Below are 25,015 nucleotides of genomic sequence, written 5' to 3' on the forward strand. Positions count from 1 at the left end.
GCCCGGGGTGTGCCGCCGAGCGGGCCCGCCGGCCTCCGCGGCTGCCCCGCGGGCGGCCGGGGCCGACAATGGCGGTACGGCGGGCCCCCGGCGCACAGGGTGCGGGCCGGGTGCCGGAGAGGAGCCGCCATGCGGGCACGTCCGTCGGCGGATGACCGTATCCAGGCCCTGCGCAGGGCCGTGCGGATCACCGCGGCCGCGACCGCGGGCTTCCTCCCCCTGGTCTACTGGCTGGATGCGCCGGTGGCCGCGCTGTACGCGCTGTTCACGCCCATCGCCCTCGGCGCGCTGTCCCCGCTGCCGGGGTCCGGGCGGGACCGGGCCTCCCTGGTGGTGAGGGCGCTGCCCTGGGCGCTCGGCCTCGTCGCCCTCGGCACCGCGCTGGCGGTGGGCACCGCGGCGGCGGTGGGCGGGATGCTGGTCGTCGGGTTCGTCCTGTCCTTCGGGGCCGCGGGCGGCCCGAGGCCGGCGGCCGCGGCTCCCGGCCTGCAGCTCTTCTACATCCTGGCCTCCTTCCCGCCCTACGCGCCGGACACGCTCCCCGAGCGCCTTGCCGGGGTGCTGGTCGGCGGGGTGCTGCTGGTCACCGCCGAATCGCTGCTGCTCCCGGCACCCGCCGTGGCCTCCTGCCGGCTGCGTCTGGCGGAGGCCCTGGACCTCGCGGCCTCGGCCGCCGTGCAGGCCGCGCGCCGCGGTGCGGTCGACGGGGCGGCCGCGCGGCGGCTGCGGGCCGCAGGGCAGGAGCTGCGGATGTCCAGGCTGCCGCCGTCGGTCCGCCCCGCCGGGGTCGGCCGCACGGACCGGGCCCTCGCCCAGACGGCCATGGCCGTGCGGCGCCTGCTCGACCAGTTGGCGGGATCCGTTCGGTGGCCGGCGGACCGGGCGGCACGCGAGGCGCCCTCGGCCCTGCTGCTGCGCGAGGTGGCCGATGCCTGCCGCGGCTCGGCGAGGGCGCTGCGCGGGCGGGGCCCCGCCCCCGGGCCCGCGGCGCTCTCCGAGGTGGTGGCGGACTTCCTGCGCACACGCGCCTCGACCGGGGACACCGCGGACGACGCGGCGGTCGCGGTGGAGCGCCGCCGGTCAGCGGTCCTGGCGGTGGCGGTGCCCGCGCTCATCGCGCAGACCGCCGTCGCCGTCGGGGCCGGTGCGCGCGAGGTGCCCCCGGGGATCCCCCGGGAGCAGTTCTGGTACGCCGATGAGCCCACCGTGCGGCTGTGGCTGCGCCGGCTGGCCGGCAACATGACCGCGCAGTCCGTCGTCCTGCAGAGCGCGCTGCGCACGGCGGCCGGCCTCGGGGCGGCGCGGCTGGTGGCGGGCACGCTGGACCTGCAGCACGGCTTCTGGGTGCTGCTGGCGGTGCTGACACTGGGGCGGACCACCGTCCGGGCGACGTGGTCGGCGGTGCGGGCGGGGATCCTCGGGACGTTCTTCGGAGCCTCGGCGGCCGGACTGCTGGTGCTGGGCGTGGGGGACGCTCCGGGCGTGTACGCGATGATCATGGTGCCGCTGATGCTGCTCGCGTTCGCGGTGGGGCCCGTGGCCGGGACCGCGTGGGCGCAGGGGCTGTTCACGGTGCTCGTGGCCACCGCCTTCGCCCAGCTGTCCTCGGCCTCGTGGCGGATCGCGGAGACGCGGATGCTCGATGTGCTGACCGGGTGCGCGGTGGGCCTGCTGTGCGGGGTGCTCGCCTGGCCGGCGGGGGCGCGCGAGGAACTCCGCCGCAGCGTCTCCGACCTGCTGCGCTCGGTCGCGCCCCTCGTCCCCGCGACCGCCGGTGCCCTGGTCCCGGCGCCGGAGCGTTCGGGCGGGGACGGCGGGGCGGCCGGGACGGTCCCGGTCTCCGCGCAGGAACTGGACCGGGCCGTGCACCGGCTGCGGCTGGCGGAGGCGGCCTACGCGCAGTGCCGGAGCGAACCCGGCGGGGCGGGCGGCGGCGGTCCCGACTGGCTGGCCGCGCTGAACAGCGCCGTGCACGTGCTGATCGGTGCGCGGTGGCTGCCCCGGCTCAGCCGCGATCCGACGGCCGTGCCGGGGCCCTCGGCGATCTGGGCGCGCGAGGCGGCGCTGGGCCTTCAGGTGGCGACCGTGCGGGCCGCGTCCTTCCCCCCGGGCGGCGTGTCGGCCGGGGAGGCCGTGCGGATGCCCGGTGCCGCGGTGTGCGCGGGCCCGGCGCTGCCGGTCCTGACCGATCTGGAGAACTGGTTCGCCGTCCTCGCCGCCGAGCTGGAGGCCGTCGGCGCACCGCAGCAGGACCCGGGAGAGGCCGGGGCTGACGGCCCGGCCCGGGCCCGGGGCACGAAGGCGCTCAGAGCCCCCTCGGGTGCGGTGGGTCCTGCGGGCCCCCGGCACCGGAGCCCGCCGGGACCCCCCGGGGTTCGGCCGCCGTGATGTCGGGGTGGTGCAGGTCGAAGGCGGGCGATTCGCTGCGGATGCGGGGCAGGGTGAGGAAGTTGTGCCGCGGCGGCGGGCAGGACGTGGCCCACTCGAGGGAGCGGCCGTAGCCCCACGGGTCGTCCTCCTCGACCTTCCTCCCGTGCTGCATGGTCTTCCAGACGTTGTACATGAACGGGAACATCGACAGGCCCAGCAGGAACGACCCGATGGTGGAGAGGGTGTTGAGCGCCGTGAAGCCGTCGGCCGCCAGGTAGTCGGCGTAGCGCCGCGGCATGCCCTCCGCGCCCAGCCAGTGCTGGACCAGGAAGGTGGTGTGGAAGCCGATGAACAGCGTCCAGAAGGTGATCTTGCCGAGGCGTTCGTCGAGCATCTTGCCGGTGAACTTGGGCCACCAGAAGTGGAAGCCGGCGAACATCGCGAAGACCACGGTGCCGAAGACGACGTAGTGGAAGTGCGCCACCACGAAGTAGGAGTCGGAGACGTGGAAGTCCAGCGGCGGCGAGGCCAGGATGACACCGGTCAGACCGCCGAAGAGGAAGGTGACCAGGAAGCCGATCGTCCAGAGCATCGGTGTCTCGAAGGAGAGCGTGCCGCGCCACATCGTGCCGATCCAGTTGAAGAACTTCACACCGGTCGGTACCGCGATGAGGAAGGTCATGAACGAGAAGAACGGCAGCAGCACCCCGCCGGTGACGAACATGTGGTGGGCCCACACCGTGATCGACAGGCCGGCGATGGCGATGGTCGCCCCGATCAGGCCGATGTAGCCGAACAGGGGCTTGCGGGAGAAGACCGGGATGACCTCAGAGGCGATGCCGAAGAACGGCAGCGCGATGATGTACACCTCGGGGTGGCCGAAGAACCAGAAGAGGTGCTGCCACAGCAGGGCGCCGCCGTTGGCCGGGTCGAAGACGTGGCTGCCGAACTTGCGGTCCGCCTCCAGCGCGAACAGGGCCGCGGCGAGGACCGGGAAGGCCATGATGACGAGCACGCCGGTCAGCAGCACGGTCCAGGTGAACATCGGCATCCGGAACATCGTCATGCCGGGCGCGCGCATGCAGATGATCGTGGTGATGAAGTTGACCGATCCGAGGATGGTGCCGAAGCCGGAGAAGGCCAGGCCCATGATCCACATGTCGGCGCCCACACCCGGCGAGCGGACCGCGTCGTTCAGCGGCGCGTAGGCGAACCAGCCGAAGTCGGCCGCGCCCTGCGGGGTGAGGAAGCCCGAGACCGCGATCAGCGAGCCGAAGAGGTAGAGCCAGTAGGCGAACATGTTCAGCCGCGGGAACGCCACGTCGGGCGCACCGATCTGGAGCGGCATGATCCAGTTCGCGAAACCCGCGAACAGCGGGGTGGCGAACATCAGCAGCATCACCGTGCCGTGCATGGTGAACGCCTGGTTGAACTGCTCGTTGGACATGATCTGCGTGCCCGGACGAGCGAGCTCGGCGCGCATGAGCAGGGCCATGACGCCGCCGACCAGGAAGAAGCCGAACGCCGTGACCATGTACAGCGTGCCGATGACCTTGTGGTCGGTGGTGGTCAGCCAGGAGACGACGAGTCGGCCGGGACTGCGGCGCGGCTCGTCCCGCGCCCCGTGGTCCGCTTCCGCGCCCTGGGGCGGGCCGAGCCGCGAGGGTGATCCGAATGTCACATGAACTCCCCGGACGGTGCCGCGTCTTCGACGCCCCGGGCGCTCCGGGATCAGGCCGTCGGGGCGACCCGGGGCAGGTACGGCGGCCAATCTAGCCGCTCGAACGGGTCGTTCTGCCCTCCAACATTCCGAAATCACCCGACACATCCCCCTGGGCAGGGCTCACCGCCCGGCGGGCGCGGCACGTCCGGTGCGCCGCCCGGTGCGCGCCAGGGCCCGGCACACGGCGGCCCGTTTCCGGACGGCGCCCCGGGCGGCACCGACCGCGGCCGCGGAGGGACCCCGCGCACCGGTCCGGGCGGGGCCGGTGCCCGCACCGCGCTCCCCGGGGACCGCCGCCGCTCCCCCGTGCGGGGGGCCGTCCGTCCTCCGTGCGGTGAGTCCGGGCAGGTCGGAGGGCATGTCCCGGGTGCGGGTGATCCGATGGGCGCATAGTGGGCGGAAGATGGGACAGGAGGCCGGATCCGTACCGCACAGGAGCACGGCGGATCCCGCTCCGGCGGCCCGGCGCCGACGGGGCGGACCCTGCACGGCCGGCCGTCCGGGAGTGAGGCTCGTTGAACGGGAAGAGGTCACCGCACACCAGGCGCGTGCCCGCGGCAGGGCAGTCGCTGCTGGGCGTGCGCACCGTGGCGGGCCAGGTGCTGCTGCTGCAGGTGGTCGTGGCCGTGCTGCTGATCGCCGCGGCGCTGACGGCCCTGCTGCTCCAGGCCTCCCACGACAGCGGGCAGAACGCGCGCAACCGGTCGCTGGCCGCGGCCGCCGCGATGGCCGGGTCCCCCGGGATGGCGGAGGACCTCACGGGGCCCGACCCCACGCGCGTGCTCCAGCCCGTGGTCGCCGGGGCGACCGAGACCGCGGGGGTGGACTTCATGACGATCACCTCCCCGACCGGGCTCCGCTACGCCGACACCGAGCCGCGGCTGATCGGCACCCGTACGCCCGGGGTGGAACGGGCGACCGAGGGGGAGGCCTTCACCGAGATCTTCGAGGGTGCGCCGAGCGACGCGGCCCGCGCCTTCGTCCCGGTGACGGACGGCGACGGGCAGGTCGTGGGACTGGTCGGCGCCGGGGTGCGGATCGTCACCGTGGGCGACTCGGTGGAGCGCCAGCTCCCGGTGCTGCTGGGGTCGGGGGCGGTGGCACTGGCCCTGGCGACCGCCAGTGCGGCCCTGGTGAGCAGGAGGCTGCGGCGGCAGACGCACGGGATCGGCCCGGCCGAGATGACGCGCATGTACGAGCACCACAACGCCGTGCTGCACGCGGTGCGGGAGGGGGTGCTGATCGTCGGCCCGGACGGCAGACTGGCCCTGGTCAACGACGAGGCGCAGCGGCTGCTGGGGCTGCCCGGGGACGCGGTGGACCGGAAGGTGTCGGAGCTGGGGCTGCGCCCTGGCCTGGCCGCACTGCTCGCCTCCGAGCGGGCCGTGAGCGACGAGGTGCACCTCGTCGGCGACCGGCTGGTCTCGGTGAGCACCCGGCCGACGGCGCCCTACGGCGGCAACGCGGGCAACGTGGCCACCCTGCGGGACACCACGGAGCTGCGCCGTCTGTCGGGCACGGCGCAGCGGGCCCGCGAGCGGCTGACGATCCTGTACGACGCGGGGGCGCGGATCGGCACCACCCTCGACGTCCGGGAGACGGCGGAGGAGCTGTCGCGCGCGGTGGTGCCCCGGTTCGCCGACTTCGTGACGGTGGAGCTGCTCGACTCGGTGATCAGGGGCGACGAGCCGTCGGGCGCGGTGGCCCAGATGCGGCGCGCGGCCGTGAGCGGGGTGCGCCCCGACCACCCCTTCCAGCCGGTCGGCGACGTGATCCGGTTCGCCGCCCCGGGGACGCCGATGCAGCGGGCCCTGGAGGGGGTCCGCGCCGTCGTCGAGCCGGACCTCGCGGCGGCCTCGGGGTGGCGTGCTCAGGACCCCGCGGGAGCGGCGGCGGCACTGGAGTACGGCATCCACTCGCTGGTCGTGGCACCGCTCCAGTCCGGTGAGGCCGTACTGGGGCTGGTCGCCTTCTGGCGGGGGGCGGGGACGCAGCCGTTCGAGGAGGACGAGCTGTCCTTCGCCGAGGAGCTGGCGGCCCGGGCCGCCGTGGCGATCGACAACGCGCGGCGCTTCAGCCGCGAGCACGCCATGGCGGAGACGCTGCAGCGCAGCCTGCTGCCCCATGTGATGCCGCGCCATACGGCGCTGGACGTGGCCTACCGCTATCTGCCCTCGCACGCCCGGGTGGGCGGCGACTGGTTCGACGTGATCCCGCTGCCGGGCGCGCGGGTGGCGCTGGTCGTGGGCGACGTCGTGGGGCACGGCCTGCAGGCCGCGGCGACGATGGGCCGCCTGCGCACGGCGGTGCACAACTTCTCGACCCTCGACCTGCCCCCCGACGAGCTGCTGACCCGCCTCGACGAGCTGGTCAGCCGTATCGACCAGGACGAGCCCGGGGGCGGCGCCGGCGACGGCATCACGGGCGCCACCTGCCTGTACGCCGTCTACGACCCGGTCTCCGGGACCGTCGCCACCGCGCGGGCGGGCCATCCCTCCCCCGCCCTGGTGCTGCCCGACGGCACCGTCCGCTTCCTGGACGTGCCGGTGACCCCTCCGCTCGGCCTCGGGGGCCTGCCCGTCGAGACCGCCGAAACGGTCCTGCCCGAGGGAAGCCGGCTGGTGCTGTTCACCGACGGCCTGGTCGAGCACCGCGGCCACGACATCGACGAGGGGCTGGAGACGCTGAGCAGGACCCTCGGGGCGCTCGCCGGGCGCACCCCGGAGGAGACCTGCGAGGCCGTCGTGCAGGCCATGCCGAGCGGGGACCGCCGGGACGACATCGCGCTGCTGGTGGCGCGCACGGGACGGCTCGACCCCTCGCGGGTCGCCGAGTGGGAGGTGCCGAGGGATCCGGCCTCGGTGCGGACGGTGCGCAGCGCCTGCATGCGACGGCTGGAGGCGTGGGGGCTGAAGGAGGTCGGCTTCACCACCGAGCTGGTGCTGAGCGAGCTGCTGACGAACGCCATCCGCTACGGCTCCGCGCCGGTGCGCGTGCGGATGCTCTACGACCGCTCGCTGGTCTGCGAGGTCTCGGACGGCAGCAGTACCTCTCCGCATCTGCGCCGGGCGGCGGCGACGGACGAGGGCGGACGCGGCCTGTTCCTGGTCGCCCAGCTCACCTCGCGCTGGGGCACCCGGTACACCGCGACCGGCAAGGTCATCTGGGCGGAGCTGGCCCTGGGCGGTACGGAGCCGGCGGTCTGGTGACGCGGGCGGGCTCCGGGCCGCCCCGCCTCCCCGGTTCCGGGGGGCGGGGCGTCCGGCGCCGGGACGCGGCTACTCGAAGCGGGCGGGGTCGCCCGCGCCCCGCCGCACGATCTCCGGGGCGTCACCGGAGAAGTCGACGACGGTGGTGGGCTCGGTGCCGCAGTCGCCGGAGTCCAGGACGGCGTCGACGACGTGGTCGAGGCGCTCCTTGATCTCCCATCCCTGGGTGAGCGGCTCCTCCTCGTCCGGCAGCAGCAGGGTGCTGGAGAGCAGCGGCTCCCCGAGTTCGGCCAGCAGCGCCTGGGTGACCGTGTGGTCGGGGATGCGCACCCCGACGGTCCTCTTCTTGGGGTGCAGGAGCTGGCGCGGCACCTCCCGGGTGGCCGGGAGGATGAAGGTGTAGCTCCCGGGAGTCGCCGCCTTGACGGCGCGGAAGACGTCGTTGTCGACGTGTACGAACTGGCCCAGCTGCGAGAAGTCCCGGCAGACCAGCGTGAAGTGGTGCCGGTCGTCGAGGTTGCGGATGGAGCGGATCCGGCTGAGGCCGTCCCGGCTGCCGATACGGCAGCCCAGGGCGTAGCAGGAGTCCGTGGGGTACGCGATGAGGGCGCCGTCGCGGATGCTGTCGGCGACGCCGCTGATGGTGCGGCGCTGGGGGTTGTCGGGGTGCACGTCAAGGTACTTCGCCATCCGCCGAGTCTACGGTCCGCCCCGTCGTCCCGGCGGGCGCAGTGCGGCACCGCGGGGCCTCCCGCGGTGCCGCACCCCGCGGGACCCGCTCGGCGGCAGGGCGTCCCTCCCCCGTGCGCTGCACCGCGCCCGGCGGCCCGGGCCGGCACGCAGCGCTCCTGACGCCCTGTCAGGTGCGGGCCGTGTGCGCAGGAGTGGCGAGCCGTGCCTCCCGGCGGCTCCCCGGGCGGGCCGCCCCGGCCCGCCCGGCACGGGGGCCGGGGGGCCGGGGTCCGGCTCCCCGGGAGGCGGCTCCCCGGGCGAGCGCAGCGCGGCGGCCCTGCGCGCCCGGGGGCGTACGCGCCGGAGCGCGCCCGTCCGCGGACGCGCCGCACCTCGGCGTCAGGGGCCGGGTGCGGGGCAGCCCCCGCGGAGGCGCGCGGCGGCCAGCAGGTGCGCCACGGCGCGGGAGGTGCCGGTCAGCCGGAGGCGCCGCCCGTCGCGGCGCCAGAGGGCGAGGGCCTTCAGCAGGGCGGAGTCGGCGAAGGTGACGCGGGCGGTGTCCAGGATCAGCAGCCGGGCGCCCGTCGCCGCGGCGGAGACCAGCAGGGCGCGCACGGGGGCCACGCTGTAGTGGTCGATCTCGCCCCGCAGGGCGATGCGCAGCAGGATCCCGGCGCTGGTGCAGGAGTGGACGACGTGGTCCCCGCGGCACCGGGCGGCGGGGCGGTTCCGGTCCGCGAAGGGCGCGGGACCGGCGGGACGCAGTATCGGAGCGGTACTCGGTCTGCTCATGCCGTGATCAACTTCGGGGACGGGCCGGGGGCAACGTCCTCCCGCGCACCGTCACCCCCCGGTGGGAACGCACTCCCCGGAGCGGCGGACACCGGCCACCCGCCCGCAGCACACGGCGGCCGGACCCGGGCCCCGCGCGGGCGGTCAGAGCGCGGCCTCCAGCCGGCGGCGCACCTCCTCCTCCGCCACGTCCTCCAGATGGGTGAGGAAGACCCACAGATGGCCGAAGGGATCCTTGAGGATCGCGGTCCGGTCCCCGTGGAACATGTCCTTCGGGGGCTGGAGGACCTCGGCGCCCTCGCCCTCCGCCCTGCGGACCAGCGCGTCCACGTCCGGGATGAAGACGTGCAGCGCGACGGTGGTGCCGCCGCCCAGGGCGGCCGGCGACCGCCAGGCCGCCGCCTCGGCCTCGGCCTCGGGGACGCTCGCGTCGCCGAGCATGAGCACGCTGCCGCCGATGACGACCTCGGCGTGGAGGACCCTGCCGTCCGGCGCGCCGAGGCGGAAGTCCTCCCTGGCGCCGAAGGCGCGCCGGTAGAAGTCGATGGCCGCAGGGGCGTCGTCGACCATGATGTGGGCCACCACCGCCCGGTGGTAGCGCTCCGGGGCGTCGGCGGGGGTCGGGCGGCTCTCGGTCACGGGGCACTCCCGGTGGTGCGGGTGCGGCCGGTCGGCGACCGGCCCGTCGCGACGACCGTAGGAACTCAACCGCGGTCGAGGTCAACACCGCGCACCTCCGGGGACGCTGCGCAGCGGACCGTGCGGCCGGGCCCGGACGCACGGAGACGCCGTGGGGAGCGGCGGGACGGATCCGGCGGGCCGAGGGCGGACACTGGACGCATGGAGATGTCCGTCCCTGGCGTCGACGGGCTGCGGCGGCAGCTCGGCGCCCGTCTGTTCCTGCGGGTCGCCGGGCCCTCGGGCACCAGCAACCGGGCCCGGATCCACGGCACCCCCGGGCCCCGCTGGTTCGCGCCCGAGCGTCCCATCCGGGTCGTGCACGGCGACGCGTCGATGTTCATCGGAGGGCTCAGCGCCCTGCTGCTCCAGTCGCTGCACCCGCTGGCCATGGCCGCGGTCGCGGCGCACTCCGGGTACCGGGGCGACCCCTGGGGCCGGCTCCAGCGCACCAGCACCTTCCTCGCCGTCACCACCTACGGCACCGCCGAGGACGCCCGGCGGGCCGTCGACCGGGTGCGGGGGGTGCACCGCCGGGTACGGGGCACCACGGCCGCGGGCGAGGCGTACTGGGCGGCGGACCCCCATCTGCTGGGCTGGGTGCACGCGGCGGAGGCGCAGAGCTTCCTGCGCGCCCACCAGGTGTTCGGGCGCAGCCCCCTGGACCCCGCGGGCTGCGACGGCTACCTCGCCGACACGGCGCGGGTGGCCGCCGCGCTCGGCGTCGTCGACCCGCCCCGCGACCGGGGGGAACTGCGAGCGCGGCTGCAGGCGTACCGGCCCGAGCTGCGTGCCACACCGCAGGCCCGGGAGGCGGCGCGCTTCCTGCTGCTGCGCCCTCCGCTGCCGCCCGCGGCACGGCCGCCGTACGCACTGCTGGCGGCCAACGCGATCGCGCTGCTGCCGCCGTGGGCGCGGGAGCTGCTGGGACTGCCGCCGCTGGGCGGTCCCGGGATCCGGCTGGCGGGCCACGCGATGACGCGGGCCATCCGCTGGGCGATGGCCCCGCCCCCTCAGGGCGACGCGGTCCGGGGGCGCAAGGCGGCCGGATGAGCGGTGCGCGCCGCCGCGGGCCGGGCGCGGGCCGCGCCGGAGGCCCGGCGGGCCCCTCCGTCCGCTCCCCGGCGGCCGCCGGGGAGCGGGTGCATCCGCCGGGGACCAGCATGGGGAAGCAGGACGTGTGAGGGTGTGCGCCTCCGGGGCCGCGGCCCCGGGGCGCGCGCACGGGGCCCGAGGAGGCGCTGATGACGGACACCGCGCGGGACGGCGCGCAGCACTGCCTGGTCACGGGGGCGACCGGCTACATCGGCGGCAGACTGGTGCCGGAGCTGCTCGGCGCCGGCCACCGGGTACGCTGCCTGGCCCGCTCCCCCGAGCGGCTGCGCGACCACCGGTGGGCCGGGCGGGCGGAGGTGGTCAGGGGCGACGTCCTCGACCCCGGCTCCGTCGGGGAGGCGATGCGCGGGATCGACGTCGCGTACTACCTGGTGCACGCGCTCGGCACGGGCAGGGACTTCGAGCGGACCGACCGGCGGGCCGCCCGGATCTTCGCGGAGCAGGCCCGGCGGGCCGGGGTGCGGCGGATCGTCTACCTCGGCGGCCTGACCCCGAAGGGGGTGCCGCGCTCGGAGCTGTCGGCGCACCTGCGCTCCCGGGCCGAGGTCGGGGACGTGTTCCTGGAGGGGGAGGTGCCCGCGACGGTCCTGCGGGCGGCGGTGATCATCGGCTCGGGCTCGGCCTCCTTCGAGATGCTGCGGTACCTCACCGAGCGGCTGCCGGTGATGGTCACGCCCAGCTGGGTGCGCACCCGGATCCAGCCGATCGGCGTGCGCGACGTGCTGCGCTACCTGGCCGGGTCGGCGGGGATGCCCGAGGAGGTGAACCGGGCGTTCGACATCGGCGGACCCGAGGTCATCACCTATCTGACGATGATGCGCCGCTATGCCGAGGTCGCGGGCCTGCCGAGGCGGCTGATCGTGCCCGTGCCGGTGCTCACCCCCCGGCTGTCGAGCCACTGGGTCGGGCTGGTGACCCCCGTTCCGCACGCGATCGCCCGTCCGCTGACGGAGTCGCTGCGCCACGAGGTGGTGTGCACGGAGCACGACATCGCCGCGTACGTGCCCGACACGCCGGACCGGCCGCTGGCGTTCGACGCGGCGCTGCGCCTCGCGCTCCAGCGGGTGCGCGAGGCGCAGGTGGCCACCCGCTGGTCGTCCGCGTCGCTGCCGGGCGCCCCGAGCGACCCGCTGCCGACGGACCCCGACTGGGCGGGCGGCAGCCTGTACACGGACGAGCGCGAGCTGGCGGCCGAGTGCCCCCGGGCGGACCTGTGGCGCGTGATCGAGGGCATCGGCGGTGAGAACGGCTGGTACTCCTTCCCGCTCGCCTGGGCGGTCCGCGGCTGGATGGACCGCTTCGTCGGCGGCGTGGGGCTGCGGCGGGGGCGCCGTGACGCACAGCATCTGCGGGTCGGCGACTCGCTGGACTTCTGGCGGGTGGAGGAGATCGTGCCCGGGCGGCTGCTGCGGCTGCGGGCCGAGATGAGGCTTCCGGGTCTGGCCTGGCTGGAGTTGCGGGCCGAGGACGACGGCCCGGGGCGGTCGCGCTTCCGGCAGCGGGCCGTGTTCCATCCGCGGGGCCTGCTGGGCCACGCCTACTGGTGGAGCGTGTCGCCCTTCCACTCGGTGGTCTTCGGCGGGATGGCCCGCAACATCGCCGCCAAGGCCGAGCAGGACGCGGCCGCCTCCGGTCCCCGCCCGCCCGGCGCCGGGGGACGGGTGGCGGCCGGTGCGGGCGGACGGGCCGGCAGGTGAACCGGCCGCCCGCCCACTGGCTGTTCGGCGACCAGCTGGGGCCCCGGTTCCTCGCCCCCGGGGACGGCGGCCCCCACCGGGACGCCCCCGTGGTCATGGTCGAGTCGAAGGCGGTGTTCCGGCGGCGGCGCTTCCACCGGGCCAAGGCGCACCTGGTGCTGTCGGCCATGCGGCACCGCGCCGCCGAACTGGGCGACCGGGTCCGCTATGTGCGGGCCGAGACCTACCGGGAGGGCCTGCGCGCGGCCGTGGGGCGGGGGCCGCTGACGGTACGCCATCCCACCTCGCGGGCCGCCCTGGGCCTGGTGCGGTCGCTGGAGGGGGCGCGTGTGCTGCCGCCCGCGGGCTTCCTCGTCCCGCGGGAGGAGTTCACCGCGTGGGCGGACGGACAGGGCGGGGGGCCGCTGCGCCAGGAGGCGTTCTACCGGTGGGTGCGCCGGCGCCACGAGCTGCTGATGGAGGGCGACGGGCCCGCGGGCGGGCGGTGGAACCGGGACCACGACAACCGGCAGCCCCCGCCGCGCGGCGCGGCGGAGCTGGGCGCTCCCCCGCCCTACCGCCCCCGCGAGAGCGCCGTGGACGAGGAGGTGCGCCGCGACCTGGACCGCTGGGAGCGCGACGGGGAGGTGTCCTTCGTGGGACGCGACGGGCCCCGGCTGTTCCCCGCGACGCGGCGCGAGGCGCTCGCGGCGCTCCACCGCTTCGTGGAGCACCGGCTGGCCGGCTTCGGCCCCCACGAGGACGCGATGCTGCACGGCGACCCGGTGATGAGCCACAGCCTGCTGTCGTCCTCGCTCAACCTGGGCCTGCTCGACCCGGCGGAGTGCGTGGAGGCCGCCGAGGCCGCGTGGCGCGCCGGGCGTGCCCCGCTGAACAGCGTCGAGGGGTTCGTGCGGCAGATCGCGGGCTGGCGGGAGTACGTCTGGCAGCTGTACTGGTACTTCGGGGAGGACTACCGGGCCTCCAACGCCCTGGGGGCCCGCGGGGCGCTGCCGCGGTGGTGGGAGGAACTGGACGCGGACGCCGTCACGGCGCGCTGCCTGTCGCGGGTGCTCGCCCAGGTCCGGGACACCGGCTGGACCCACCACATCCCCCGGCTGATGGTGCTCGGCAGCCACGCCCTCCAGCGCGGCTGGGACCCCGGGGCCGTCACCGGCTGGTTCCACCGGTGCTTCGTGGACGGCTACGACTGGGTGATGCTCCCCAACGTCACGGGCATGTCCCAGTACGCGGACGGGGGGCGGATGACGACCAAGCCCTACACCTCCGGCGGGGCCTACATCGACCGGATGAGCGATCTGTGCGGCCCGTGCGCCTACCGGCCGGACCGCCGGGTCGGTGAGGACGCCTGCCCCTTCACCGCCGGGTACTGGGCCTTCGTCCACCGCCACCGCGACCGCCTGGAGCGCAACCCGCGCACCGCGCAGGCGGCGCGGGGGCTGGGGCGGCTGAAGGACCTGCCGGAGCTGCTGCGGCAGGAGGAGGGGCGGGACGCCGGCGCGGCGCCCTGAGGGCCGGCGGGCGGGTCGGCCCCCTGCCGGTCAGCGGGCGCGGCGCTGAAGGACGCACCCCGGGCCGCCGGGGGCGGGCCGCACCAGCTCGGCGTCGCCCGTCAGCGCGTCGGCCACCGCGGCGACGGCCCGGTCCGGATCGCCGCCGGGCGGCAGCGGCGGCGGGGTGCCCGCGACGGCGCGGTCCACGAGCCCGGTGTCGAGGTGCCCGAGCCGGGCCTCGACGACCCGCACCCGCCGACGGCGCTGCTCCGCGCGGGCGGCGGTCAGCCAGGCCGCCAGGGCCGCCTTGGAGGCGCTGTAGTCGGCCATGCCCGGCTGCGGGGAGGTCGCGACGACCCCGGTCAGCGCGAGGACGGCGCCCCCTTCGGGGAGCAGCGGCAGCGCGGCGCGCAGCAGGGCGGCGGGGGCGAGCAGGTTGACCGTCACCAGGTGCTCTGCGTGGGCGTCCAGGAGGGTGTCGGCCGGGCCGAAGGCGACGGCGCCGACGGCGCAGACGACGGCGTCGAGCCCGCCGAGCCGCTCCGCGGCCCAGGGGGCCAGCGCGGCGCAGCCGTCGAGGTCGTAGGCGTCGAAGACGCGCCGGGGGGTGTCCGGTCCGGTGGCGTCGGCGACGGTCACCAGGCGTGCGGCGTCCCGGCCGGCGAGCGCCGTCCTGGCTCCGCGCGCCGTCAGTTCCCGGGTGATGCCGTGCCCGATGACGCCCGTGGCGCCGGCCACCAGGACGCGTGCTCCGGAGAGTTCCACGGTTCCTCCCGTTCCGGCGGGGCCGCGGGGCCCGTCGCCCCGAGGGCGGCCCCCGCTACCGGTTCCGGCCCGGTCGGGCCGCCGGATGCATCCGGCGGCCCGACCGGGACCGGGTCCGCCTCAGGCGGTGCCGCCGCGGGAGAGGTCGGCGAGGACCTCGCGGGCGGCGCGCGCGCCGGAGGCGAGCGCCCCCTGGACGGAGCCGGTGGCACGGTGGTCCCCGCAGACGTAGCGGCCCGGCGACACGCGGGTGCCCCTGCTGAGGGGCCAGGGAGGGGGCATCGCGGGCAGGGCGTCCTCGACCGTGCAGGCGGCCAGGAACTCCCAGTGCCCGGTGTCGGCCCCGTAGGCCTCGGACAGGGCCCCGCGCACCTCCCGCTCCCGGCCGGGCCTGTCGCCGCCGAGGACCGAGGTGGACACGAGGGGGATCCCGCGGGGGGCGTATCCGGGGGCGACGCGGCTGAGCACGCAGCTGTTGAGGAAGCGGCCCGCGGCGTCCACGAGCAGCGTGGGCTCGTCCAGCGGGGGGACGGCCGCGGTGTGGTAGTAGGTGGTGACCGTGCGGGTACCGGGCACGTCGAGCCCGTCGAGCAGTCGGGCGGCCTCGCGGGGGCCCGTCGCCACGACCACGGCGCGCGCCGGGTGCTCGCCCCCGTCGTCCAGCAGGGCCCCGGCCGGGGTCAGTTCGGCGACCGGTGCCCCGTAGCGCACCGTGCCGGGCGGCAGGTTCCGGGCGAGCTGCGCGGGCACGGAGCCGATGCCCTCCGCGGGCAGGCAGAGGCTGCCGCGTACGAGGCTGCGCCACACCAGGTGGAAGACGCGGGACGAGGTCTCCAGCCCGTCCTCCAGGAACACGCCCGACAGGAAGGGCCGCAGCAGGGTGTCCACGGTGTGCTCGGAGACGCCCGCCTCCGCGAGCGCGGTGCGCGTGGTGCGCTCGGGGCGCCGTTTGAGCAGCGGGGCGGGCAGCAGGGTGTCGGCCGCGGTGAGCCGCCCGAGTGCGAGCAGGTCGCGGGTGGGCGCGAGGCGCCCCGGTCGCAGGGCCCCGGCCTCCCGGGGGCGGCGGCTGGGGTCCACGACGCGCACGAGGCTCCCGCCGCGGTGGACCAGCAGACCGGGGGTGAAGGGGTGCAGGCGCAGCGCACGCAGGTCGAGCCGGCGCCGGACCTGGGGGTAGGAGGTGTTGAACACCTGGAATCCGCGGTCGAGCAGGAAGCCGTCGCGCCGGTCGGTGCGCATCCGCCCCCCGGGTGCGTCGGACGCCTCGACGATGCTGACGGTCCGTCCCTCCGCGGCGAGGTCCCGGGCGCAGGCGAGGCCCGCGAGGCCGGCGCCGACGACGAGGACGTCGACGGGGTGGTGGGTCGTGTGCACGGGGCTGCCCCCTCCTCCTGCGCCGTGCGGCCACGGCGCCTCGCATCCGCCCGCATGGTCGCACGGCGGGCCGTCCGCCGCGGGGCGGCGGCCGTCCGGCGGGGCGAACACGACCCGTGCGGATGACGGCTCCCCCTTCCGCCGTGACGGGGCCGGGGGCCGGCGTACCGCGGGCCGAGGCGGCGGGAGGGGCGCGGGGTGGGGCAGGATCGTGGGCGGCGCCCCGGTGCGGGGCGCCGCCACGGGCGCGGTGCGCGCCGGCGAAGGGAGCGGGCGTTGGCCGAGTGGCGTGTGGCCCCGGACGGGGGGCGGCCCGAGGGGCGGTCCTGCTCGCATCGGCAGACCGCGGCACCGCGAGGGGGCCGCTCCGCACCGGGCGGCTGCGCGCAGTGCGTGGCGCGCGGCTGGCGCTGGGTCCATCTGCGCGAGTGCCTGACGTGCGGTCACATCGGCTGCTGCGACAGCTCGCGGGGGCAGCACGCCTGGGCGCACGCCCGGGAGACGGGACACCCGGTGGCGGCGTCGTTCGAGGAGGGCGAGCACTGGGCCTGGTGCTATGCCGACGAGGTGTTCCTCCTGCCCCGTACCTGAGCCCGAGCCGCCGAACGCCCGCGGGCCGGGCCTTCGGTGCCGCCCGCCCCGGCGGGTGGCGGCGCGGGCCGCCGGGTGCGCTGCGCCGGGCCGCGACGTCCGGACGCTCGATAGGCTGAGGGGGTGGCAACGACGAGGAATGAGCAGCCTGCGGACACTCCCCCGCAGGTCCAGGGGTTCGACCTGCCCGCCTTCGCCGTGCAGTTGCGCAGGCTGACCGGCGAGATCAACAGGTTCGCCCACGAGTTCGCCTCGGACCAGGGCCTGCACGCCACGGACGTCCAGGCCCTCGCCGCGATCATGGACGCCGAGAGCCCGCTGACGCCCGGCCGGCTGCGCGAGCACCTCGGCCTGACCTCCGGCGCGGTCACCGCCTGCCTCGACCGGCTGGAGCGGGCCGGGCACATCCGGCGTGCCCGGGAGAGTTCCGACCGGCGCGTGGTGCACCTGCACTTCCTTCCCGACGCCCGGGCGACGGCCCGGGCCCACTTCCTGCCGCTGGCCCGGGCCACCGCACGCGCCCAGGAGGGGTTCACGCCGGAGGAGCTGAGGATCGCCCTGCGCTTCGTGGGCGCGATGGGCGACGAGCTGGAACGGCTGAACCGCAGGCCCTGACGGCCGCCGGACGGGCACCGCCCGTCCGCATCCGATCGCCGCCCGGCGGGGGAAGAGACCGGTGAGCGAGCCCTTCGCGCGGGCCCGGCCAGCAAGGTATCTCGATCATTGAGATACATTGCCGTCGAAGGATCTCGTCCCCCGTCCCTGGGAGTGCCATGTTGAGTTCCCCCCGGCTCGTGCGCTGGCTCGTGCCGATCGTCCTGCTCGTCGCCTGGCTCGGCATCGGCGGCACCCTCGGGCCCTACGCGGGCAAGCTCGGCGAGGTCGCCACCAACGACCAGGCCGCCTTCCTGCCGCAGAACGCCGAGTCCACCCGGGTCATCGAGGCCGGCCGGGGCTTCGACCGCAACGAGTCGCTGCCCGCCGTCGTCGTGTGGACCGCCGAGGGCGGCGGCCCGGTCACCGAGGCGCAGCGCACGGCGGCGACCGGCGCCCTCGCCTCCCTGGACGGCGCCGAGGGGATCGCCGCGACCCCGTCGCCCGCGCTGCTCTCCGAGGACGGGGAGGCCCTCCAGGGCGTGGTGCCGCTGCGGCCCGACCTCGGGGAGGACCTGGACGCGGTGCTGGAGGAGGTCCAACGGGCGGCGGCGCAGGTCCCGGGGGCGTCCGCGCAGGTCGCCGGACCCGCCGCCGCGCAGGCGGACCTCTCGGAGGCCTTCGCCGGGATCGACGGGCTGCTGCTGGCCGTCGCACTCGCCACGGTCCTGGTCATCCTGCTGCTGGTGTACCGCAGCGTGCTCCTCCCGTTCGTCATCATCCTCGGGGCGGTGTTCGCCCTCGGGCTGGCCTGCGCCGTCGTCTACGCCCTCGCCGAACGCGACGTGGTCCGGGTGGACGGCCAGGTGCAGGGCATCCTGTCGATCCTGGTGATCGGCGCCGCGACGGACTACGCGCTGCTGCTGACCGCGCGCTTCCGGGAGGAGCTGGCGCGGCGGGAGGACCGGGTGGCGGCCATGCGCGCCGCGCTGCGCGAGTCGGCCGGTCCGATCGTGGCCAGCGCCGCGACGGTGGCCCTCGGCCTGATCGCCCTGCTGCTCAGCGATCTGACCAACAACCGCGCCCTCGGCCCGGTGGGCGCCATCGGCATCGTGTGCTCCGTGCTGAGCGCACTCACCTTCCTGCCTGCCGTGCTGCTCCTCCTCGGCCGGAGCGCGTACTGGCCGGCCCGGCCGAAGGCCCCGGACGCCCCGGACGGCCGCGACGGCGGCGTGTGGGCCAGGGTCGCCGCCCTCGTGGACCGGGGCCCGCGCAAGGTCTGGGCCGTGACCCTCGCCGCCCTGCTGGCGTGCGCCGCCTTCTCCCCCGCGCTCGTCTCCAAGGGCGTGCCGCTGGACGAGATCTTCGTCAACGACGCGCCGTCCGTGGCCGCGCAGCGGACGCTCGGGGAGCACTTCCCGGGCGGGTCGGGGCAGCCGGCCGTCGTGATCGCGGACGCGGACCGGGCCGACGAGGTGGTGCGGGCCGCGCGCGGGACCGAGGGCGTGGCCGGGGTGACGCCGTTCACCGGATCCGGAAGCCCCGGTCAGGGCGGGCCGCTGGTGGTCGACGGCAACGTCCGCATCGACGTCACCCTCGCCGACGCCGCGGACAGCGACGCCGCCAAGGCCGCCGTGGTGGCGCTGCGCGAGGCGGTGCACGCCGTCCCCGACGCGGACGCGGAGGTCGGCGGGTACACCGCGCAGCGCTACGACGCCCAGCAGACCGCCCAGAGCGACCGCGCGGTGATCGTCCCCGTGGTCCTCGTGATCATCCTGCTGATCCTGGTGGCCCTGCTGCGCTCGCTGGTGATGCCCGTCCTGCTGGTGGCCACCGTCGCGCTGAACTTCCTGGCGACGCTCGGCGTGTCGGCCCTGGTCTTCCAGGGGCTGCTCGGGTTCTCGGGCACCGACCCGTCCGTCCCCCTGTACGGGTTCGTGTTCCTCGTCGCGCTGGGGGTGGACTACAACATCTTCCTGATGTCCCGGGTGCGGGAGGAGTCCCTGCGGCACGGCACCCGCGAGGGTGTGCTGCGCGGGCTGACCGCCACCGGCGGGGTGATCACCTCCGCGGGCGTGGTGCTGGCCGCCACCTTCGCGGCGCTCGCGGTCATCCCGCTGGCGTTCCTGGTGCAGATCGCCTTCATCGTCGCCTTCGGGGTGCTGCTGGACACCCTGGTGGTGCGCTCCCTGCTGGTGCCCGCGCTGGTGCTCGACATCGGCCCGCGGGCCTGGTGGCCGGGACGCCTCGGCCGGGGCGTCCGGGAGCCGGCGGCGGTGCCCGACCGCGTGGGCGCGGGCGCGCGTGCGGGCGAAGCGGCGGTGCGGGACTGAGCGTCCGCCGGGCCCCGGGGCTCAGGGCGCCCCGGGGCCCGGCGGAGGGGACCACCGCGCGGGGTGCGGGCGGGGGCTCATCCGGCGACCGGGCCGCGCACCACGCTTCTGCCGGAGTGCTCCGGGCGCCCGTCGTAGGCCTCGACGCTGACGTCGACCAGCGGGTAGGACCCGAGGTCGACACCCGCGGGGAGCGGCAGCGTCGCCCGGCCGGCGGGCCCGAGGACGCCGACGGCGATGACGCGGGTGCCGGTGCGGTCCGTCAGCCAGACCTCGTAGTAGCCGTCGGTGGGCGGGAGCCGCTCGACCGCGAGGCGCATCCGCCGGTCCGGGCCCGGGCCCGTCTCCAGGGTGACGGTGCCCGCGGCCCGGGTGCCGGACACCGCGGCCAGCACGTGGACGTCGCCGAGCACCGCGCTCCCCTCCCCGCCACCGGCGGTCCACCGCGCCGCCGCGCCGCCCGCCGCCGCACCCGCGGCGAGGCACACCGCGGCCAGCGCGAGCGCGCTGCGGCGCCGCCAGGTCCGGCCGGCCCTGGCGGCGCCCGGCGGCGGATCGGGGGCGCGGGCGGGACCCGTCTCGGGGGTCTGCTCCGCGGCACCGGGAAGGCCCAGGTCGCGGGCGAGCGCGTCCCAGACACGGGGCGGCGGGGCGGTCAGGAGGTCCTCCAGCGTGGCGGCCCGGGCCGCCGAGGCGACCCGGCGCAGCCCGTCCAGCTCGGCGCGGCACCGGTCGCAGGCGCCGAGGTGCGCGCGGTCCCCGGGGGCAAGGGCCTCGGCCGCCCCCGGCCCGCCGAGGGCCAGTTCGAGGAGGACGCCCGGGTCCGGGTGGTCAGCCACGGCCCGTCTCCGCCGTCGGCTCCGGGCGGCGCACCGCCGCCGGGGGGCGGGCCGCCCCAGGGACCCGCGGGCGCCCGCCCGCGGCCGGGGCGGCCCGGCCCTCCGGGGGGCCGGCCGCGCCGTCCGGCTCAGCGGAGCGCATGCGCGCGGGGGCGCGGAGCCGGACCGGACGGCCGGCCGGGGGCCGCGGTCCGGGGGTGCGCGGCCGGGCGGCGCCCGCGCGGGAGCGCCGCGGGGGTGCGGGGGTTCATCGCGTGACGTCCCTTCGTGGCATACGGGCCCGGTCACGGGTCCTGCCACCTTCTTCCGCCGGGGGGCGGCGGAAGGATGCGCCGCGCGGCCGCGGAAGCGGCCCGGCGGCACGCGGTGCGGCGCGCCCTGCGGGTGCGCCGGAACGCCTTAGGCGGGATTCAGAGATCGATCATGCGGAACACGAAGAACGCCCCGACGAGCACGGCACCGAGAGCGATGACCCCCAGCCAGAACCAGGGGTGCTCCCAGATCCCGCCGTCGCGCCGCTCCTCGTGGGCCTCGGCGGTCGATCCCTCGGCGGGCGGCGTCTCCTCCGGCGGTACGAGCGGTTCTGTCATGGCCCCAGGATTGGGCCTCGACAGCGGTCGCGCACCTCGGGCGCCGCCCCGGCGGGTGGTCCGGTCGCTGCGGGAACGGGCCCGCCGCACGGGCGCCCGAGGCGGACGCCGCGCATCGCGGAAAAGAAAACGACGCACTAACAGTGCAAGTTGTGCCGCCGCAGCCGGGCGCAGGACGGTGGGAGGCGAACGCGAGGACCTGCCGGGTCCCGCCCGTCGCACGAGGAGCCCCGCCATGGACCGGCACCGAACCGGACCGGCTCGACGGTCCGACGCCCGCACCGCCCCGGCCGCCGCAGGGCCCGGGAGCGCCCGCCCGGAGGACGCGGCCGCCGACGCGGCCCTGGTCCACGGGTTCGTCAGCGGGGACGAGGCCAGCATCGAGGCCGTGTACCGGCGCTGGAGCCCGCTCGTCCACACGATCGCCCGCCGCACGCTGGGCGACGACCGCGAGGCCGAGGACGTGACCCAGCAGGTGTTCCTGGCCGCGTGGAAGGGGCGCGGCGGCTACCGGCCCGGGCGCGGGGGCCTGCCGGGCTGGCTCGTGGGCATCACCCGCCACAAGATCGCCGACGCCCTCGCCGCACGGACCCGGCGCACCGAGATCGCCCTGGCGAGCGCACGCCGCGAGCAGGGACCCTCCGGTGCGGCCCCCGGCGGCGCGGAGGAGGCCGTCGACCGGGTGCTCCTCCTCCAGGCGCTGGAGACCCTGCCCGCCGCGCAGCGCAGGGTCGTCGCTCTGGCCTTCTACGGGGACCTCACCCAGACCCAGATCGCCGCGCAGACCGGCCTGCCGCTCGGCACCGTCAAGAGCCATGTCCGCCGGGCCATGCAGGTGCTGCGGCGGGCCCTGGAGGCGGGCACCGAGGGCACGCCCGGCCCTCCGCTGCCGCGTTCCGCCGCCCCGGCGGGTCCGGGCCACCGTACGGCGGCGCGCGGCCGGCGCACGGCACGGGCGGCCTGAGCGCTGCCGCGACCGTGCCGGGCCCCCGCGCAATGCGCGGGGGCCCGGCGCTGCGGCGTCCCGCGGGTTATGTGCCGGACCCGGGCCGTCGGCCCGGGTCCGGCACTCCCCGGCGCCGGGCCCCGCGTCCGGGCGGTCGAAGGCGGCGCACGGTCGGCCGTGCGCCGCCGATCGGATGAGGGGTCAGGACGGCGAGGAGGTGGACTCGGGAGGCAGCAGCACCGTGTCGACGAGGTGCACGGTGGCGTTCTCGGTCTCCAGGTCGCCGCAGACGACCTTGGCGGAGTCGTTCACGATGTAGGCCCCGTCCACCTCGTCGGTGGTCAGATCGTCGCCCTGGAGCGTCTCGAAGGTGCCGTCGGCCAGGTCGCCGGGGGCGACCTCCTCGCCCACCACGTGGTAGGTGAGGACCTCGGTCAGCTGGTCCTTGTCGGCCAGCAGCGCGTCCAGATCGGCCTGCGGGACCTTCTCGAACGCCTCGTCGGTCGGGGCGAAGACCGTGATGTTCTCCGCGTCGTTCAGCGTGTCGGCCAGACCGGCCTGCTCGATCGCCGCGGTGAGGGTGGAGAGCTCGGGGTTGTTGGACGCGGCGGTGGCGACCGGGTCGTCGACCATGCCCTCGGCGCTGCCCTCGCCCTCCTGGGGAAGCGACGCACAGGCGGGACCGACCGGCTCCGCGCGGACGTCTGCCTGTGCGGGCGTACCGAGCATCAGTGCCAGCGGGATCAGCAGGGTGCCGACGCCCGCGGCCACGGTGCCGCGGCGGGTGAGGTTGGTGTTCATGGTTCCGCCCTTCCGGGTCGCTGGAGCGGGCGCGGTACGCGGTGCGCCCGTCATGAGTGGTTCGCGGCCACCCCCGGCAGCGGATGCCCCATGTATTCGTTTTCTCCTTTTTGCCGTGATACGGGGCCCCTTTCCTGTGGGACCTCCCGTGGTACGGGGTCCCGGCTCGCCTCAGGAGCGCATCAGCGCCTCCAGCGACCCGACCGCCGAGCGCAGCCCCTGAAGGCGTCCGGTGCCCGCCGGCACCGCGGTTCCCGACCAGCCCGGACCGGCCAGCAGCAGCGCGGGGCTCTCCCGCGCCCCGCGCACACCCCACTCCATGCCGGCCACCCACTGGACCAGCGCCCGATCCGCCGTCGAACGGGACTGGGCCCAGAGCACCACCGCCGACGGCCCCGTGCGGCGCACCGCCTCCAGCAGGGCCTCGGCCGGGAGCGCGGCCCCGTACATCCGGGCGGGCAGGCGCCGTTCGGCGAGGGCTGCGGCGAGGGCCTCCAGGGGCAGGCTGTGCTCCTCGCCGGGGACGCAGGCCAGCAGCGCGGGGGCGAGAGGCAGTGCGCCGCGGGTGCTGTGCGCACGCCGCACCGCGCTGGAGACGTGCCAGGAGAGCAGGTGCTCGACCTCGACGTAGCGCTCCCCCGACGTCGCCCACTTGCGGCCCACGGCGTGCAGGGTCGGGGCCAGCACCTCCTCCCAGGCGGTGACGATCCCGTACTCGGCGACGGCCGCCTCCAGGATCTCCTCCACCGCCGGCGCGTCGAGGCGCAGCGCGGCGCGGGCGAGGCCGCGGCACTCCTGCCGGACGTTCCCGAGGGGGAGGGCGGTGCGTCCTCCGGGGCCGCCCGAGCGGGCGGGCGCTCCCCCGGCGGGCGGCCCGGCCGGCGCGGCGGGCCCGGACTCCCCGGCGGGCCCGGTGGCCTCCGCGGGCCCGGGCTCCCCGGGGGGCCCGGCGACCTCCGCGGGCCCGGGTTCCCCGGCCGGCGCGCTGCCCTCCGCGGACGCGGCGGACCGCAGGACGGCGCGGGCCGCCTCGGCCGGGGGGACGCCCTGGGCGGTGAGCCGGCACATCTCCTCGATCCGGCCGATGTCCTGCGGCGTCCAGCGGCGGTGCCGGCCGTCCTGGCGGGTCGCGGGGCCGATGCCGTAGCGCCGCTCCCAGGACCGCAGGGTGGTCGCGGCGACGCCGAGCCGCCGGGCCACGGCCCCGGTGCTCAGCGAGAGGTCCCGGCCCGCGGGGTCGTCGGTGCCCATGGGGCCCAGCCTACGACGCAGCACCGCTGCAAACCGGTGCGGTCCGCCTCCGGGAGGGGCCGGGGCGGACCGCACGGTGCCGCTCAGCAGATGCGGGGCAGCTGCTCGCCCAGCGGCATGTCGACCACCCGCGTCCCGCCGAGGCCGGTGCGGGCGACCACCATGCCCGGGTGGTCCTCGACGGCCTCGCCGATCACCGCAGCCTCCCGCCCCAGGGGGTGGGCCTGCATCGCGTCGAGGACCGCGTCGGCGTGCTCCCGGGGGACGAAGGCCACCAGCTTGCCCTCGTTGGCGACGAGCAGCGGGTCGAGCCCGAGGAAGGCGCACGCGGCGGCGACCGGTTCGGGCACGGGTACGGCCCGCTCCTCGATCACCACTCCGGTGCCCGAGGCCGCGGCGATCTCGTTGAGCGAGGCCGCCAGGCCGCCCCGGGTGGGGTCGCGCAGGACGTGGAGATCCGGCGTGACGGCCAGCATGGCGTCCACCAGACCGCCGAGCGGCGCGCAGTCGCTCTCGACGCCCACGCCGAACTCCATCCCCTCCCGGACGCTGAGGATGGCGATGCCGTGGGCGCCGACGGCCCCGCTGACGAGCACCGCGTCGCCGGGCCGGACCCGCTGCGGGCGGAGGTCCACCCCGGCCGGGATGAGACCGACCGCCGAGGTGTTGATGTAGACGCCGTCGCCGTGGCCGGCCTCCACGACCTTGGTGTCGCCGGTCGCCACCTCGACTCCCGCGGCCCGGGCGGCGGCGCCCATGGCCCCGGCCACACGGCCGAGGACCTCCATCTCGACGCCCTCCTCCAGGATGAAGCCGCAGGAGAGGTAGGCCGCCCTGGCGCCGCGCATGGCGAGGTCGTTCACGGTGCCGTTCACGGCGAGGTCCCCGATGCTGCCCCCGGGGAAGAACAGCGGACGCACCACGAAGGAGTCGGTGGAGAAGGCCAGCCGCGCACCGCCGAGTTCGACGGCGGCGCTGTCGCCGATGCGGTCCAGCGCGGGGCCCCCGAACGCGGGGGCGAAGACGTGCTCGACGAGTTCGGCCGACATCGCCCCGCCGCCGCCGTGGCCCATCACCACGCGCGGCTGGTCGCGCAGGGGCGCCGGGCAGGTCCACCCGAGCACGTCGGGCCGGACGTCCGCGGCCGCCGGAGCGTCCGGGGTCCGCGCCGGGTCCGCCGG

Annotated in this window: 20 protein-coding genes; 9 read left to right on the forward strand and 11 right to left on the reverse strand. The window is 76.6% G+C overall.

Annotation, left to right across the window (positions count from 1 at the left end; genetic code table 11):
- The first annotated feature begins 129 nt into the window (after nucleotides 1-129).
- The gene (locus ACGF15_RS07040) at nucleotides 130-2,388 is read left to right on the forward strand and encodes an FUSC family protein (RefSeq protein ID WP_392797109.1); all 2,259 of its coding nucleotides are present in this window, start codon (nucleotides 130-132) and stop codon (nucleotides 2,386-2,388) included.
- Here ACGF15_RS07040 and ctaD read toward each other — a convergent pair.
- The gene (gene ctaD, locus ACGF15_RS07045) at nucleotides 2,306-4,051 is read right to left on the reverse strand and encodes a cytochrome c oxidase subunit I (protein ID WP_392797110.1); all 1,746 of its coding nucleotides are present in this window, start codon (nucleotides 4,049-4,051) and stop codon (nucleotides 2,306-2,308) included. The genes ACGF15_RS07040 and ctaD overlap by 83 nt on opposite strands.
- A gap of 557 nt (nucleotides 4,052-4,608) precedes the next feature.
- Between ctaD and ACGF15_RS07050 the strand changes: the two genes are divergently transcribed.
- Nucleotides 4,609-7,302, forward strand: coding sequence for a SpoIIE family protein phosphatase (locus tag ACGF15_RS07050; protein WP_392797111.1), 2,694 nt, complete (start codon nucleotides 4,609-4,611; stop codon nucleotides 7,300-7,302).
- 69 nt (nucleotides 7,303-7,371) lie between these two features.
- Here ACGF15_RS07050 and ACGF15_RS07055 read toward each other — a convergent pair whose 3' ends face one another.
- The 3 genes from ACGF15_RS07055 to ACGF15_RS07065 all read right to left on the reverse strand — a co-directional run bounded on the left by ACGF15_RS07055 (nucleotide 7,372) and on the right by ACGF15_RS07065 (nucleotide 9,336).
- Nucleotides 7,372-7,992: an L-threonylcarbamoyladenylate synthase gene (locus ACGF15_RS07055; RefSeq protein WP_345615223.1), complete on the reverse strand. Its 621-nt coding sequence runs from the start codon at nucleotides 7,990-7,992 to the stop codon at nucleotides 7,372-7,374.
- A 381-nt stretch (nucleotides 7,993-8,373) separates the two neighbouring features.
- A complete protein-coding gene (locus ACGF15_RS07060; RefSeq protein WP_392797112.1) occupies nucleotides 8,374-8,766 on the reverse strand; it encodes an STAS domain-containing protein in 393 nt (130 codons plus the stop codon).
- A gap of 144 nt (nucleotides 8,767-8,910) precedes the next feature.
- Nucleotides 8,911-9,336, reverse strand: a complete 426-nt coding sequence (locus tag ACGF15_RS07065) for a VOC family protein (RefSeq protein ID WP_392797353.1) — start codon at nucleotides 9,334-9,336, stop codon at nucleotides 8,911-8,913.
- A 270-nt stretch (nucleotides 9,337-9,606) separates the two neighbouring features.
- Here ACGF15_RS07065 and ACGF15_RS07070 point away from each other — a divergent pair, with 270 nt between their 5' ends.
- From ACGF15_RS07070 to ACGF15_RS07080, 3 genes are all read left to right on the forward strand, one after another.
- Complete coding sequence (locus ACGF15_RS07070; protein ID WP_345615226.1) at nucleotides 9,607-10,497, forward strand: oxygenase MpaB family protein; 891 nt, start codon at nucleotides 9,607-9,609, stop codon at nucleotides 10,495-10,497.
- A gap of 191 nt (nucleotides 10,498-10,688) precedes the next feature.
- A complete protein-coding gene (locus tag ACGF15_RS07075; protein WP_392797113.1) occupies nucleotides 10,689-12,257 on the forward strand; it encodes an SDR family oxidoreductase in 1,569 nt (522 codons plus the stop codon).
- A complete protein-coding gene (locus ACGF15_RS07080) occupies nucleotides 12,254-13,768 on the forward strand; it encodes a cryptochrome/photolyase family protein (RefSeq protein WP_362614652.1) in 1,515 nt (504 codons plus the stop codon). Before ACGF15_RS07075 ends, ACGF15_RS07080 begins: the two co-directional genes overlap by 4 nt.
- A 30-nt stretch (nucleotides 13,769-13,798) precedes the next feature.
- On the opposite strand, the gene ACGF15_RS07085 is transcribed toward ACGF15_RS07080, so the two are convergent.
- Both ACGF15_RS07085 and ACGF15_RS07090 read right to left on the reverse strand, forming a co-directional pair.
- Entirely contained in the window at nucleotides 13,799-14,515 is a 717-nt protein-coding gene (locus tag ACGF15_RS07085) for an SDR family NAD(P)-dependent oxidoreductase (protein WP_345615229.1), read from the reverse strand.
- A gap of 120 nt (nucleotides 14,516-14,635) precedes the next feature.
- Nucleotides 14,636-15,889 carry an NAD(P)/FAD-dependent oxidoreductase gene (locus tag ACGF15_RS07090; RefSeq protein ID WP_392797114.1) on the reverse strand — a complete coding sequence of 418 codons (1,254 nt, stop codon included), beginning with the start codon at nucleotides 15,887-15,889 and terminating at the stop codon, nucleotides 14,636-14,638.
- 276 nt (nucleotides 15,890-16,165) lie between these two features.
- Here ACGF15_RS07090 and ACGF15_RS07095 point away from each other — a divergent pair, with 276 nt between their 5' ends.
- The 3 genes from ACGF15_RS07095 (at nucleotide 16,166) to ACGF15_RS07105 (ending at nucleotide 19,407) form a co-directional block, all read left to right on the forward strand.
- Nucleotides 16,166-16,480, forward strand: a complete 315-nt coding sequence (locus ACGF15_RS07095) for a UBP-type zinc finger domain-containing protein (RefSeq protein WP_392797115.1) — start codon at nucleotides 16,166-16,168, stop codon at nucleotides 16,478-16,480.
- 123 nt (nucleotides 16,481-16,603) lie between these two features.
- Entirely contained in the window at nucleotides 16,604-17,095 is a 492-nt protein-coding gene (locus tag ACGF15_RS07100) for a MarR family winged helix-turn-helix transcriptional regulator (protein ID WP_345615232.1), read from the forward strand.
- A 158-nt stretch (nucleotides 17,096-17,253) separates the two neighbouring features.
- The gene (locus ACGF15_RS07105; RefSeq protein ID WP_392797116.1) at nucleotides 17,254-19,407 is read left to right on the forward strand and encodes an MMPL family transporter; all 2,154 of its coding nucleotides are present in this window, start codon (nucleotides 17,254-17,256) and stop codon (nucleotides 19,405-19,407) included.
- Nucleotides 19,408-19,484: 77 nt separating this feature from the next.
- Here the strand turns inward: ACGF15_RS07105 and ACGF15_RS07110 are convergent, their stop codons facing one another.
- Both ACGF15_RS07110 and ACGF15_RS07115 read right to left on the reverse strand, forming a co-directional pair.
- Nucleotides 19,485-20,246, reverse strand: coding sequence for an anti-sigma factor (locus tag ACGF15_RS07110; RefSeq protein ID WP_392797117.1), 762 nt, complete (start codon nucleotides 20,244-20,246; stop codon nucleotides 19,485-19,487).
- Between the two features lie 410 nt (nucleotides 20,247-20,656).
- Nucleotides 20,657-20,836, reverse strand: coding sequence for a DUF6480 family protein (locus tag ACGF15_RS07115; protein ID WP_345615235.1), 180 nt, complete (start codon nucleotides 20,834-20,836; stop codon nucleotides 20,657-20,659).
- A gap of 235 nt (nucleotides 20,837-21,071) precedes the next feature.
- On the opposite strand from ACGF15_RS07115, the gene ACGF15_RS07120 reads away from it, so the two are divergent.
- Complete coding sequence (locus ACGF15_RS07120; RefSeq protein ID WP_345615236.1) at nucleotides 21,072-21,800, forward strand: sigma-70 family RNA polymerase sigma factor; 729 nt, start codon at nucleotides 21,072-21,074, stop codon at nucleotides 21,798-21,800.
- 183 nt (nucleotides 21,801-21,983) lie between these two features.
- Here ACGF15_RS07120 and ACGF15_RS07125 read toward each other — a convergent pair whose 3' ends face one another.
- The 3 genes from ACGF15_RS07125 to hypE form a co-directional block, all read right to left on the reverse strand.
- Nucleotides 21,984-22,583 carry a fasciclin domain-containing protein gene (locus ACGF15_RS07125; protein WP_362615357.1) on the reverse strand — a complete coding sequence of 200 codons (600 nt, stop codon included), beginning with the start codon at nucleotides 22,581-22,583 and terminating at the stop codon, nucleotides 21,984-21,986.
- Nucleotides 22,584-22,754: 171 nt separating this feature from the next.
- Complete coding sequence (locus tag ACGF15_RS07130) at nucleotides 22,755-23,834, reverse strand: MerR family transcriptional regulator (protein ID WP_392797118.1); 1,080 nt, start codon at nucleotides 23,832-23,834, stop codon at nucleotides 22,755-22,757.
- Between the two features lie 83 nt (nucleotides 23,835-23,917).
- Nucleotides 23,918-24,907: a hydrogenase expression/formation protein HypE gene (hypE, locus tag ACGF15_RS07135; protein WP_392797354.1), complete on the reverse strand. Its 990-nt coding sequence runs from the start codon at nucleotides 24,905-24,907 to the stop codon at nucleotides 23,918-23,920.
- Between the last annotated feature and the right edge of the window lie 108 nt (nucleotides 24,908-25,015).

The sequence above is a fragment of the Streptomyces sp. NPDC048001 genome, assembly GCF_043203115.1.
Lineage (GTDB): Bacteria > Actinomycetota > Actinomycetes > Streptomycetales > Streptomycetaceae > Streptomyces > Streptomyces sanyensis.